Consider the following 12,371-nt stretch of genomic DNA (forward strand, 5'->3'; position numbering starts at 1 on the left):
AATCTAAAATCTAAAATCTGAAATCTGAAATTCTAAGAAGTCTAAATTTTGCTTACTTTTGCAGTATGGAAGAGAATTTAAAACGTCTGAATAAATTTATTGGTGAAACAGGATATTGTTCCCGCCGTGAAGCTGATAAACTTATTGAAGAAGGACGCGTAACAATAAATGGTGTTGTACCTGAAATGGGAACGAAAGTTTCGCAAAATGACGAAGTGCGTATTGACGGAAAACTGATAGTTGAGAAACACGAAAAATTGGTTTACCTGGCTTTCAATAAACCGGTTGGAATTGAATGCACCACGAATCTTGAAGTTCGAAATAACATTGTGGATTACATCAATTACCCAAAACGAATTTTCCCAATCGGACGATTGGATAAAGCCAGTGAAGGATTGATTTTTATGACGAATGACGGCGATATTGTAAACAAAATTTTACGCGCCAGAAACAATCACGAAAAAGAATATACGGTAACGGTAAATAAACCTATTACTGAACGTTTTATACAACGCATGGGAAATGGTATTCCGATTCTGGATACGGTGACCAAAAAATGTAAAGTAGAGCAGATTAGTCAATTTACTTTTAAAATCATTTTGACGCAAGGTTTAAACCGCCAAATTCGTAGAATGACCGAATATCTGGGTTATGACGTAACGGCGCTTAAACGCATCAGAATCATTAATATTTCGCTTGATGTTCCGGTTGGTCGTTATCGTGATTTGACTGATGATGAAATTAAAGAATTAAATCATTTAATTGAACCGTCAAGCAAAACCGAAGAGGCAAGTTTGCCAAAAGTTGAAACTCCAACTCCAAGACGAAGAACTGATTTTTTATCAAAAGATGATGTTCCTAAACGACGTACCGATTTTATATCAAAGGATGATCCCAGATTTAAGAAAAAAGGAGATTACTAATTGATCTTATAAAAAAGACCCTTTCGCAAAAACGAAAGGGTCTTTTTATATAATGCATTTGTGAATTATTTTATCAGAACCATCTTCTTCTTTTGAATAAATAAACACCAAAAATGGATAAGATTACCGATACTAAAAGTAATATCCAGATTCCGTATTTACTTTCCTCTAAACCGTTTGGCACGTTCATTCCGTATAAACTGGCAATTAAAGTGGGGATCATTAAAATAATAGAAATAGAAGTCATTTGCTTCATAATATTATTCATATTGTTCGAAATCACCGATGCATAAGCGTCCATCATTCCGGTTAAGATATTGCTGTAGATATTTGCTGTGTCTTGTGCCTGACTTAATTCGATATCAACATCTTCTAATAAATCCTGATCAAAATGTTCTCTTTGGGCTTTTAGATTTTTAATTCGGTGAAACAAAACATCGTTTCCTTTTAAGGAAGTTATAAAGAACACCAGACATTTTTCTATTTGCAAAAGCGCTTGTAATTCTTCGTTTTTGATAGATTTTTCTAAATTATCTTCGGCGAGTTTGATTTTTTGATTAATTTGTTTCAGATATTTTAAGTACCAAACACTTGAAGACAATAACAATCGTAAAACGAGATCAAAATTATCTCTTATGTGTATATTTTTTCTGTTGGTGTATTGTACAAAATCAGAAATGATTTCGGTTTCGTAAAAACTTATGGTAACACAAACATCTTCTTTAAAAATTAATCCTAACGGAATGGTTTGAAAAGGCAGTTTAACATCATTACTTTTTACAGGGATACGCATGATAAACAAAGTCCAGCCATCTTCAGATTCCATACGAGGTCTTTCGTCGATATCTTCAATATCATTGTAAAAGGCTTCAGGAACTTGCAGTTCTTCGAGTAAATATTTTTTTTCTGTTTCTGAAGGAGACTCAATGTTAATCCAGCAGTTTGGAGTCCATTCTTTTGTCTCGATTAATCCGTTGTTGTTTTTGTAAAAGGCTTTCATTTCAAAATTGCAGGGTTTTATCATAGCATTTTGAAATAATTCAAAAGCTATTTTAATTTAATACTAACGAATAATAATCGTCCATTGGAGAAGTTTTTTTTTAAGTGGTGCAAAAGTATCCTTTATTTTTAAAACCCAAAAGTTTAAAAGTATAATTAAATACTAAAAAACCACCTTGAGTATTTTACTAAAGGTGGTTTCGGGAAAAAATTACTTTTTATCATTCAAAAACTCATAGTACAATGCTTTTGATAAAAATGTCTTGTTTTGATATTCATCAATTTCTTCTTCTTTCCTAATTTCAATTAATTGTCCATCTAAGTGAAGTTTTGAAAAATATTCTCTTCGGGTTTCGTCATTAAAATTCAAACGACTCAAAAATATTGGCTCGACACATTTGTTTACTGCAATATTATAAGTAGTAATCAGATTTCCCCAGTTTACAAAACTGCACAGCAAAACCGTTCCGTAAAAATACCATACCATTTGGTTTGCCAGATAAGCGTTTGTTTTTTGTTTTGTTATTTTTAGAAAAACAAAAACTAAACCTATGATAGCCAAAGTCAGAAAAGCGTAAACGCCTAATCGTTTATATGTTAATCCGAAAACTGAAATGTATTCTGAGTTTTTAATGATGGTACTTACGATCAAAAGTCCGTTTAAGACAATCCAGATTTTAGCCAGTTTTTTGAGATTAGTTGCTTTTTTATCAAAATTAAATCCGCCCTTAAAATAGAACATAATTACACCAACCGCCATAACGATCGAGAAAATTACCGAATTGACTCTTTCGTGCGTATCGGCACTCAGGTTTGATTTTGCTATCACTTCAAAAAACTGTTCGTAGTTGTAAGTTACAATAAATACTACAAGCATAATGTTTAGTAATACCAAAGTAATTTCGCCGCTTTTTCTCTCGAAGTCAATATCTAAAAACGAAAATGTATTTTGGCTTTTAATTTCGGCTATGTTATTAAAATCATTGTCTAATAATTCATTTTTTTCATAACAAACTTCTGGTACCCAGTAATTCCAGAAACTGAATGAAATATAAAATCCTAATATGCCAATTAATATCACTTCTACAATATCGATATCTAAAGTATAATCTGTTAGTAAAGACGAGAAATGTGAGCTTCCGAAAGAATAGGCTGTAAAAAATACTATTATAAAAATTGTTGGAATAATGAAATAAGCGACCAGCTTCTTGGCAAAGTTGTTATGAATTTTTCTTTCCGGAAGCCATTGGCTGAACATAAAAATACGACCAATCGAAGCGAATGCATTCAAAAACACCAATGGAAATACCTGTATGATTTTAAGTTTTGACTCCTGGGTTTTAAACTGCAAAAAGAGAATGGACGTTGCCAAAGCCAAAAAAGAAACAAAATCTCCGTACCAGGCAAAAGCCAGACAGGATAAAACCGAAGTAACAACCAAGATTAAATGTGATCTGTCTGTAAACCGATCCTGAAAGAAATAACAGATTGAACCTGTTAATAATAGTCCAAAAATAGAGAGGTTTACTCCTACTGACTCGTTGTAAAAAAGCAGTGTAAATAGTATACTGCAAGCTAGAATGATTTGATGTTTTTTCATATTTGTTGAATTTATTTATTGCTTGTGATTTACCTTTTTTTAATAGTGATTTTGTTATTTTAAATTTAAAAGTACTTTGTATTTCAAAGTATTTAGGCAAAAAAATATAGTTATTACGATTTCATTAATTTTTCAAGATAAGAAAGGTGCTCTTTAAAAGCTGCACGTCCCCTAGGAGTTACCTGATAAGAGGTTTTGGGCTTTTTGCCCACAAATTCTTTTTTGACTTCGATATATTCTGATTTTTCAAGCGCTGAGGAATGACTGGCTAAATTACCATCTGTAATGTTCAGAAGATTTTTCATCTCGGTAAAATCAACCCATTCATTGACCATCAGGATGGACATAATACCCAATCTGACACGGCTTTCAAAATCTTTATTTAGTTTATCAATGATTCCCATTGCGTGGATTTATTTATATTTTTTGAACATTATTAATCCGTACAAGATATGCAAAATACCAAATCCGATGATCCAAAAAACTAAACCATATCCGATATAAAAAAGAGAAATAAATCCTAAAAATAATTCACAGAATCCTAAGTACTTAACATCCGAAAATGTATATTTTTCGGCATTTACAAGTGCTAAACCATAGAAAATTAAGGTAGCCGGAGCTACTAATCCATAAATTTGGTGGTATAAAAGTGCCAGACAAAATACGCCTCCGGCCAAAAGAGGAACCGCTAAATTGAACAACATATTTTTTGTTGCCGATGTCCAGATGGGTAAATCGTACTTTCGACTTTTTCTAATGGTAAAGGTCAATCCGAAAATAAAAGCAAAAGCCAAAATAATTAATCCTGTAATGAACAATTGAGACACCAAACTAGCAGTAATCGTGATTTGCTGGTCATCGAAATATTCAATGCCATTTGCTTTGAATAATTGATAAACGTACAATCCGCCAATCAATGCCGACAGACCCGCAAATACTCCTGAGAGTCCGCTTAGGGATATAAATCTTGAAGAGCGCTCCATCATGGAACGAATGTGTGCTAAATCTTCTTGGTGCTTCTGATTCATAAATAAAGTACTTTGTATTGCAAAGTTATATTTTATTTTGAATTGACAAATAGAAAATTGATTTTTTTTGATTTTTAATTTAATGTAGACATTGTAACCCGATAATAAAATTTTACCGCAAAGTTCGCAATCCCGATAGCTATCGGGATACGCAAAGTTCGCAAAGCTTTGCGAATTGCGCTTTGCTTTTAGATCACAAAGGGATTGTGTAAAAGTTTAACTTAATGAAATAGCCCAATAAAATACATATTTTTTTGTAGGTTTAGTTGCGTGAGGGATAGGAATAAGCTACCGAAGTAGCGTGGATAGCCCGACCGTATTTACGAAAGGCGCACATAAGCGGCATGTTAAGTAGCGCCTTTTGTAAATACGGTCACGCCCAAAGTATATAACGCAAGAAAGCCTACTCGATTGAATAGGCTTTGTTTATTTTTATTTGAAAAGAATTATTTTTTGGCGCTTCGCATTTTTCTTGCTAAAAGTGTGTTTTTAAGTAACATTGCAATTGTCATTGGTCCTACTCCACCAGGAACTGGCGTAATAAATGATGATTTTTTACTTACTTCGTCAAAATCAACGTCGCCTTTGATTACGTAACCTTTTGGGTTTGATGCATCGTCTACACGAGTAATTCCAACATCGATAATTACAACTCCGTCTTTAACCATGTCTCCTTTTAAGAATTCAGGAACTCCTAAAGCGGTGATAATAATATCAGCATTTTTAGTGAATTCGGCTAAATTTTTAGTACGGCTGTGGGTTAAAGTTACTGTTGAATCTCCAGGATTTCCTTTACGGCTCATTAAAATACTCATTGGTCGGCCTACAATGTGGCTTCTACCAATTACTACGGTATGTTTTCCGGCAGTTTCTACGTTGTAACGCTCTAGTAATTGCATGATACCAAATGGAGTTGCAGGAATAAAGCTTTCCATCTCTAAAGCCATTCTCCCGAAGTTTGTTGGGTGAAAACCATCAACGTCTTTATCAGGATCGATTGCCAATAAGATTTTTTGCTCGTCGATATGTTTTGGTAACGGTAACTGAACGATGAAACCATCAAGATCATCATCTTCGTTTAGTTCTTTGATTTTTGCCAGTAAAGCTTCTTCGGTAATATCTTCGGGTAAACTTACTAAAGTTGAATCGAAGCCAATTTGCTGGCAAGATTTTACTTTACTTCCTACGTAAGTTAAACTTGCCCCGTTTGTACCAACGATTACGGCTGCCAAATGAGGTACTTTTCCTCCGGCATCTTTTATCGATTGAACTTCGGCTGCAATTTCGTTTTTAATGTCTTCAGCTGTTTTTTTACCGTCTAGTAGTTGCATTGTTTTTGTTTCAAGTTTAAAGTTTCAGGTTTCACGTTACAAGCGAAACGCATATATATTTTATCGAAAAAAGTTTCAAGTTTTAGTCTCGAACATGAAACTTTAAACTTGAAACTTTTTTCTTATTTTTTTATCTTGGCATTCCGCCTGGCATTCCTTTCATGCCTCCCATCATTTTCATCAGGTTTTTTCCGCCCGGACCTTGCATCATCTTCATCATTTTGCTCATTTGGTCGAATTGCTTCATTAACTGATTTACTTGCTCGACTTTGGTTCCGGAACCTTTAGCGATTCTGGCTTTCCTTTTTACGTCGATTATGGCCGGCTTGCTTCTTTCGATTGGTGTCATCGAGTGAATAATGGCTTCGATATGCTTGAAAGCATCATCTTCTATTTCTACATCTTTCATGGCTTTTGAAGCTCCCGGTATCATTCCAACCAGGTCTTTCATATTACCCATTTTCTTTACTTGCTGAATCTGCGTTAAGAAATCATCAAAACCAAATTCGTTTTTAGCGATTTTCTTTTGAAGTTTTCTGGCTTCTTCTTCGTCAAATTGTTCCTGCGCTCTTTCTACAAGTGACACAACGTCTCCCATACCTAAGATACGCTCGGCCATACGATCTGGATAGAAAACATCAATTGCTTCCATCTTTTCGCCTGTACCTACAAATTTGATTGGTTTGTTGACAACCGATTTAATCGAAATTGCAGCTCCACCACGAGTATCTCCATCTAATTTGGTTAAGATAACTCCGTCGAAGTTTAAGATATCGTTGAAGGCTTTTGCCGTATTTACAGCATCTTGTCCTGTCATTGCATCTACAACAAACAAGGTTTCTTGTGGCTGAATTGCTTTATGAACACGAGCAATTTCGTCCATCATTTCCTGATCTACTGCTAAACGTCCGGCTGTATCGACAATAACGACATTGAAACCGTTTGCTTTTGCATGTTTAATTGCGTTTTGAGCAATCTCTACAGGATTTTTATTATCCGGCTCTGAGTAAACCTCAACACCTATTTGATCTCCAACAACATGCAACTGGTTGATCGCCGCAGGACGGTAGATATCACACGCTACAAGAAGTGGCTTTTTATTTTTCTTTGTTTTTAAGAAGTTGGCAAGTTTACCAGAGAAAGTTGTTTTACCAGAACCCTGAAGTCCTGACATCAAAATAACGCTTGGTGTTCCGGAAAGATTGATTCCGGCAACATCGCCACCCATTAATTCGGTTAGTTCGTCTTTTACTAACTTCACCAATAATTGTCCTGGCTGAAGTGTTGTTAAAACGTCCTGACCTATTGCTTTTTCTTTTACTTTGGCGGTAAAATCTTTAGCAATTTTAAAGTTAACATCGGCATCAAGTAGGGCACGACGAACTTCTTTTAAGGTTTCGGCAACGTTTACTTCTGTAATTTTACCGTGCCCTTTTAATATATGGAAGGCTTTATCTAACTTATCACTTAAATTATCAAACATAATTTTTTCTTTATTTGAAGTGCAAAGATAATCTAATTAGGTATTTCAGGCAATTTTTATTTAACTGCAAGTTTGCTTTTTGCTACGAAGGCTCAAAGGCACAAAGTTTATGGTTTGCGTTGTGTTTTTTAACCGCTAAGTTCGCTAAGTTTTACGCAAAGAACGCAATGTTTTTTTGCTCGCAAAGACGCAAAGTCGCAAAGAATATAAAAAAACTTTGCGACTTTGCGTCTTTGTGAGATTAATTAATTCAGCTTAAAACTGAAAATATATAAACGGCTGTGAGCCTGCAACTGCTGTTGCGTACACTATCCAGTAAACGAAACCAAGGATAATTGCTTTTCCTATTAATGGGGTTTTATCGAAAACAAATTTCATTTTTGATGTGATCACTTCTGGTAAGAAATGCCAAACATATCCAAAAAGCATCAATAAGAATACATTTTTATATCCTAATATAATGGCCTGCCAATGTTCCGGTTCGAATGTTAACTGACCAATATTGTTGATGACTTGTAAGGCTGTTTCGAAATCTCTGGCGCGGAAAAAGATCCAACAGAAAACTACAAAATGAAATGTAATTACGATTGAGAAAAATGTCCATAAGAAATTGGAACCTTTTCCTTCTTTTTTGGATGGAAAAAATTCCATGAAGATTTTATGAACTGCTAATGCTAATCCGTGTAAGGCTCCCCAAACAATAAATTGCGCTCCTGCTCCATGCCATAATCCTCCTAAAAGCATTGTGGTAAACAAATTGAAATTGGTTACCAATGTTTGATGCTTTTTCTTTGAAAGTAAAAATGTCAAAGAGAATAATATGATTGCCCCAATTGCTATACCTAACGGAATAAAACTCTCGTTTATATTTGACATTCCCCAAAGCAATAATCCGAAGAAAAATAAACTTGGGAATAAAAATCCTGCGAATGTTCCTTCTCTGTTTCCTCCTATAGAAATATACAAGAAATCTTTTAACCAGGTGGATAACGAAATGTGCCATCTTCTCCAGAAATCAGTAATGGATGTTGATTTATATGGCGTTCTAAAGTTGGCTGGTAATTTGAATCCTAACAACAAAGCGATTCCGATTGCCATATCTGAATATCCTGAAAAGTCGCAATAAATTTGAATAGCGTATCCGTAAGATGCCATTAAATTTTCGAACGATGTATAATTCATTGGTGTATCGAAAACACGGTCGACAAAGTTTATCGAGATGTAATTTGAAATTACCGTTTTCTTGATTAATCCACCAATAATTAAAAACAAAGCGTTGTTTACATCTTGCTTGGTCAGATTTAATTTTTGGTAAATCTGTGGCAAGAAATCTTTGGCCCTAACGATTGGTCCGGCAACTAACTGCGGGAAAAACGAAACGAAAAATAGATATTCGATGTAGTTTTTTGTTGGCTTGATTTCTTCACGATAAATCTCGATAATATAGCTCATCGACTGAAACGTATAGAATGAAATCCCGACAGGCAGAAAAATATCATGAAGCTTATAATTGCCATGAAACATATCATTGAATGTTACAATCATGAAATTCATGTATTTAAAATACCCCAATAATCCTAGATTCAGGATTACACTTATAACGAGATAAATTTTCTTTCTGCTGTCTTTTGCTTCCCGATAGATAATTTGGCTCAAGCCATAATCTACAACCGAGGAAAGCAATAAGAGTAAAAAGTAGATTCCGCTTGACTTATAATAAAAGAAAAGCGAGAAGAGAATAACGTATGTTAACCTCAAATAAAATGTTTTGCGTAAAAAAGCATACACAAAATAAAACACGAGAAACAATCCTAAGAATAAACCGGTATTAAATAATAGTTTTTCTTCGGGATTGTATATAAACCAACTTTTAGCCTGTTCTAAAGTAACTGCACCGAAATTTTGAACAAACCAATTATTTATGTTATCTATTGTAATCAACTTACTTTTTTAATTTAAAATTATCGTATGCTTTTAAAAACGCCTCTGTAAACAAGTCTCCCTGTTTTTCGTATCCTTTTTTAGAATAATGAACCCAATCGGGTCCTATTAATCCTTGAGATTTTAATTGTTGGATTCCATGCATTCCACCAAACTCATCATATAAATCCCAAACAGCAACATTGTCTGTTTCGGTCATTTGAATTATACTTCTCGCATAATCGAATATGTAAGTATTAGTTCTTCTTCCTTTAAGCAAAGAAGGTGCTGGCGTACTAATAATTATCGGCACATTTATATTCTGCTCTCTCACTTTCTTAATAAAAAGACGAATCTGTTCGATATAAGCCGAAGCTTCCATGTGATCGTAGCTTTCATTTGTTCCAAAGGAAAGAACCAACATATCTGGATGTAAAGCTTTTAGTTGTTCAAAAAATAATGGATACTTATTATAATCTGAGAATTTTGCTCCGTTTACCCCAATACCACTATACATGATTCCAGGAGCATCTTTTTCCAGAACGATCCCGTTAAGTGCATATTTGTCGGCATTTTTATTCGGGATCAGAAAGATTTTATCTAATGCTTTATCAGAGTGATACGAATGAGAAAAAGAATCAGATTCCAGATCTAAGGAAACAAACTCAGAATTTGTAATGTTTTTAGGCTTTGTTTCATTAGTCAAAATCTTCAACGTTCTTCCCGCGCGAATGTTATTTGACTTCAGATGATTTTCTCTTTTAATTTCGGCAATTGAGATGTTATATTTATCGGCAATTGTCGAGATCGCCTCGCCTTTTTTAATTTTATGAGTGATTACTTTTCGCTCTGTTGACTGAATTGTTTTGGTTTGGGACGATGTTGCCAAATCAAACATATTCTCGTTTTTGGGCGTAATAACATGAATGGTATTAAACTTGAAATTTGCCTCTTTGATATGCAATTCGATTGCAAAACCACCATTATCTCTCCATAATGCTATCCCGCTTAAACCAATAGGAACATTTTTGAAAGGATGAATGTTTCGATAACTTTCCCATGCTCTGTTCGAATAAAAACGCTCGTTATAAGAACCATTTGTTTTTGCCAATTGATAAGGAAAAACCAATCCTCTGCCGGCATTACCAAACTTTCGCTGAAGATTAAGCCTGATTTCATTGGTCATTAAATCACTCTGAATATGAGAATCACCAATATGTACAATACTTATTTTTTGATTATTATGATCCTCGTTTTCTTTTAATTTCTCAAAAAAACGCTTTAAGACTTTTGCATTATAGATTCCGTCCTCTGAAAAAGAATCAACTGCTGCTGTATCGACTTTATGAATCATGTTTTTTGTTATTGGTATTGGATCTGGCTTTTGCATTTTATCGTTTGTTGCGAAAAAAAGGCAACAAAAGAAAATCATTAATCTAGTCATTTACGCTATCATTTTTTACAGAAACGGAATCTGTATTTGTTTTCCTGACGGCTTTCCGCTTATTAACGTCAGTTTCTCTATTTTGTCGCAATGCTTTATATTGCTCGTAACCTTTATTCAATTGATCGTATAATAATTTACCTATAGCTTTTGCTCCGCGCTGGTTAAAGTGTGTATAATCTTTATTGGCTTTTGCCGGAGATTCATCTACCCATTTTACCATAGATCCGTCGCCTCCCATTAAAGTATACAGATTCACAAATCCGGATTCGGTTTCGAGTGCATATCTTTTTTGAGCTTTCATTAAAGGCACAACGGCAGAATCTGTTTTCATTTCCATATCATATTTTGTAGACTTATCAGCTGTTGAAATAATCAAAATAGAAACTCCCGGAAAAGATTCTTTTATTTTGTTCACTGCTTTTGTCATTCCTTTTTGATACCATGAATAATTCTTGGTTCCGTAGTTTAAAACGTTGGTTCCGTAATGCAAAATAACCAAATCGTATTTTAAGCTATTATTGAATCCCTGCATTACATTGGCATTGAACATCGAAATTGGCAAGCCTGAATTTCCTCTTTGCGAGAAATTATCAACGTGAACTCCAATCCCATTATCAAAATTAAAGCCATAAATAGGAATTGAATCGGCATGAATGAAATTAGCTTTGAATGCTTTTATACTTCCTGAGCTTACTTTTAAGGTATTGATTAAATTGTTTGGGACAAGACTTTTTCGTAAAGTGTCTTTTCCGATAATAAAATTCACATTTCCTTTTTTAGACGATCTTCCATAATATAATGTTGGATTATCTAAAGTTGTTGCGTATTTATTAAGACCTGCCTCGTATTGAACCCAGGTGGTATTTGCTTTATCATTTGCAAAAAATACATGACCGTTTACTCCAAAAGGACTTATTGGATTTTTGATATTTAAATACGATAGTGTTTTCCAGTTTTTAGAATAAGTAGATTTAACAGATCCTCTGGAAGCTGCAGATTCTGAAGTTATCGAAACAAAACCAACACCATTACCACCAAAACGTTCCTGATAATTCGATCGAACATCCTGCACGATCAAATCGCCATCTGTCATAGAATCTCCATAATACGCTATTCTAACTTTGGCTTGTGGATTCTTTTCGAGCTGATATAATTTTTCATAAAAAGAAATCAGGTACTGATATCCTTTATAATTATCAAAAGTTTCAGATGGAAATTCGATTCCTTCGGAAGCATCAAAAGTGATTTTTTCTCCTGCTTCCTTTTTTTCGCTTTCAGAAATACTATCGCCTTTTAGCGCCAAAGAGTCGTTTGCTACCGATTCTAACAGCAAACTATCGATAAGCACATTTTTTGAATCTACTTTACTATCCGGAAAAATTTTATCAGGTAAGATTTGTTTAAATCCAATGAAAGCTATGAATGCCAATGCTACAATTGCAAAAGACTGAAAAAAATAAGATTTTGTGTTCACTAGTAATTATAAATTTGAAGAAAGGATATGTTAAATTTTTTATTCAAAATTCCTGTTAATTCCTTATAAAAAAGTATCTGCAAAGATAGAATTAAACATTAATTTATGAATTATTTTTAGCATTAAAATAAAAACAAAAAAAGAGGCTAGATTTATCTAACCTCTT

At 34.0% G+C, this 12,371-nt stretch carries 10 protein-coding genes; 1 reads left to right on the forward strand and 9 read right to left on the reverse strand.

Going from position 1 to position 12,371, the window contains the following annotated elements; all coding sequences use genetic code 11:
• The first annotated feature begins 65 nt into the window (after nt 1–65).
• The gene (gene rluF / locus ACIDC4_RS11310) at nt 66–923 is read left to right on the forward strand and encodes a 23S rRNA pseudouridine(2604) synthase RluF (RefSeq protein ID WP_412045339.1); all 858 of its coding nucleotides are present in this window, start codon (nt 66–68) and stop codon (nt 921–923) included.
• A 73-nt stretch (nt 924–996) separates the two neighbouring features.
• Here the strand turns inward: rluF and ACIDC4_RS11315 are convergent, their stop codons facing one another.
• The 9 genes from ACIDC4_RS11315 to ACIDC4_RS11355 all read right to left on the reverse strand — a co-directional run bounded on the left by ACIDC4_RS11315 (nt 997) and on the right by ACIDC4_RS11355 (nt 12,205).
• Nucleotides 997–1,947: a magnesium transporter CorA family protein gene (locus ACIDC4_RS11315; protein ID WP_412045338.1), complete on the reverse strand. Its 951-nt coding sequence runs from the start codon at nt 1,945–1,947 to the stop codon at nt 997–999.
• Between the two features lie 186 nt (nt 1,948–2,133).
• Nucleotides 2,134–3,522 carry a DUF4153 domain-containing protein gene (locus ACIDC4_RS11320; RefSeq protein WP_412045337.1) on the reverse strand — a complete coding sequence of 463 codons (1,389 nt, stop codon included), beginning with the start codon at nt 3,520–3,522 and terminating at the stop codon, nt 2,134–2,136.
• A gap of 113 nt (nt 3,523–3,635) precedes the next feature.
• The gene (locus ACIDC4_RS11325) at nt 3,636–3,926 is read right to left on the reverse strand and encodes a winged helix-turn-helix domain-containing protein (RefSeq protein WP_065450961.1); all 291 of its coding nucleotides are present in this window, start codon (nt 3,924–3,926) and stop codon (nt 3,636–3,638) included.
• A gap of 9 nt (nt 3,927–3,935) precedes the next feature.
• The gene (locus ACIDC4_RS11330) at nt 3,936–4,550 is read right to left on the reverse strand and encodes a hypothetical protein (RefSeq protein WP_412045336.1); all 615 of its coding nucleotides are present in this window, start codon (nt 4,548–4,550) and stop codon (nt 3,936–3,938) included.
• 446 nt (nt 4,551–4,996) lie between these two features.
• Nucleotides 4,997–5,881 (reverse strand): bifunctional 5,10-methylenetetrahydrofolate dehydrogenase/5,10-methenyltetrahydrofolate cyclohydrolase, encoded by an 885-nt coding sequence (locus ACIDC4_RS11335; protein WP_078006170.1) that lies wholly within the window; start codon nt 5,879–5,881, stop codon nt 4,997–4,999.
• 130 nt (nt 5,882–6,011) lie between these two features.
• Complete coding sequence (gene ffh, locus ACIDC4_RS11340) at nt 6,012–7,364, reverse strand: signal recognition particle protein (protein WP_412045335.1); 1,353 nt, start codon at nt 7,362–7,364, stop codon at nt 6,012–6,014.
• A 255-nt stretch (nt 7,365–7,619) separates the two neighbouring features.
• Nucleotides 7,620–9,305: an MBOAT family O-acyltransferase gene (locus ACIDC4_RS11345; RefSeq protein WP_230032920.1), complete on the reverse strand. Its 1,686-nt coding sequence runs from the start codon at nt 9,303–9,305 to the stop codon at nt 7,620–7,622.
• 1 nt (nt 9,306) lies between these two features.
• Nucleotides 9,307–10,674: a LysM peptidoglycan-binding domain-containing protein gene (locus ACIDC4_RS11350; protein ID WP_412045334.1), complete on the reverse strand. Its 1,368-nt coding sequence runs from the start codon at nt 10,672–10,674 to the stop codon at nt 9,307–9,309.
• Between the two features lie 46 nt (nt 10,675–10,720).
• On the reverse strand, nt 10,721–12,205 hold the full coding sequence (locus ACIDC4_RS11355) for an SGNH/GDSL hydrolase family protein (RefSeq protein ID WP_412045333.1): 1,485 nt from the start codon (nt 12,203–12,205) through the stop codon (nt 10,721–10,723).
• Nucleotides 12,206–12,371 lie beyond the last annotated feature (166 nt).

This window comes from Flavobacterium sp. C3NV (assembly GCF_046825355.2).
Lineage (GTDB): Bacteria > Bacteroidota > Bacteroidia > Flavobacteriales > Flavobacteriaceae > Flavobacterium.

Coding starts and splice junctions, on each gene's coding strand:
- rluF (WP_412045339.1), top strand. CDS start 66: ATGGAAGAGAATTTAAAACGTCTGAATAAATTTATTGGTGAAACAGGA.
- ACIDC4_RS11315 (WP_412045338.1), bottom strand. CDS start 1,947: ATGATAAAACCCTGCAATTTTGAAATGAAAGCCTTTTACAAAAACAAC.
- ACIDC4_RS11320 (WP_412045337.1), bottom strand. CDS start 3,522: ATGAAAAAACATCAAATCATTCTAGCTTGCAGTATACTATTTACACTG.
- ACIDC4_RS11325 (WP_065450961.1), bottom strand. CDS start 3,926: ATGGGAATCATTGATAAACTAAATAAAGATTTTGAAAGCCGTGTCAGA.
- ACIDC4_RS11330 (WP_412045336.1), bottom strand. CDS start 4,550: ATGAATCAGAAGCACCAAGAAGATTTAGCACACATTCGTTCCATGATG.
- ACIDC4_RS11335 (WP_078006170.1), bottom strand. CDS start 5,881: ATGCAACTACTAGACGGTAAAAAAACAGCTGAAGACATTAAAAACGAA.
- ffh (WP_412045335.1), bottom strand. CDS start 7,364: ATGTTTGATAATTTAAGTGATAAGTTAGATAAAGCCTTCCATATATTA.
- ACIDC4_RS11350 (WP_412045334.1), bottom strand. CDS start 10,674: ATGCAAAAGCCAGATCCAATACCAATAACAAAAAACATGATTCATAAA.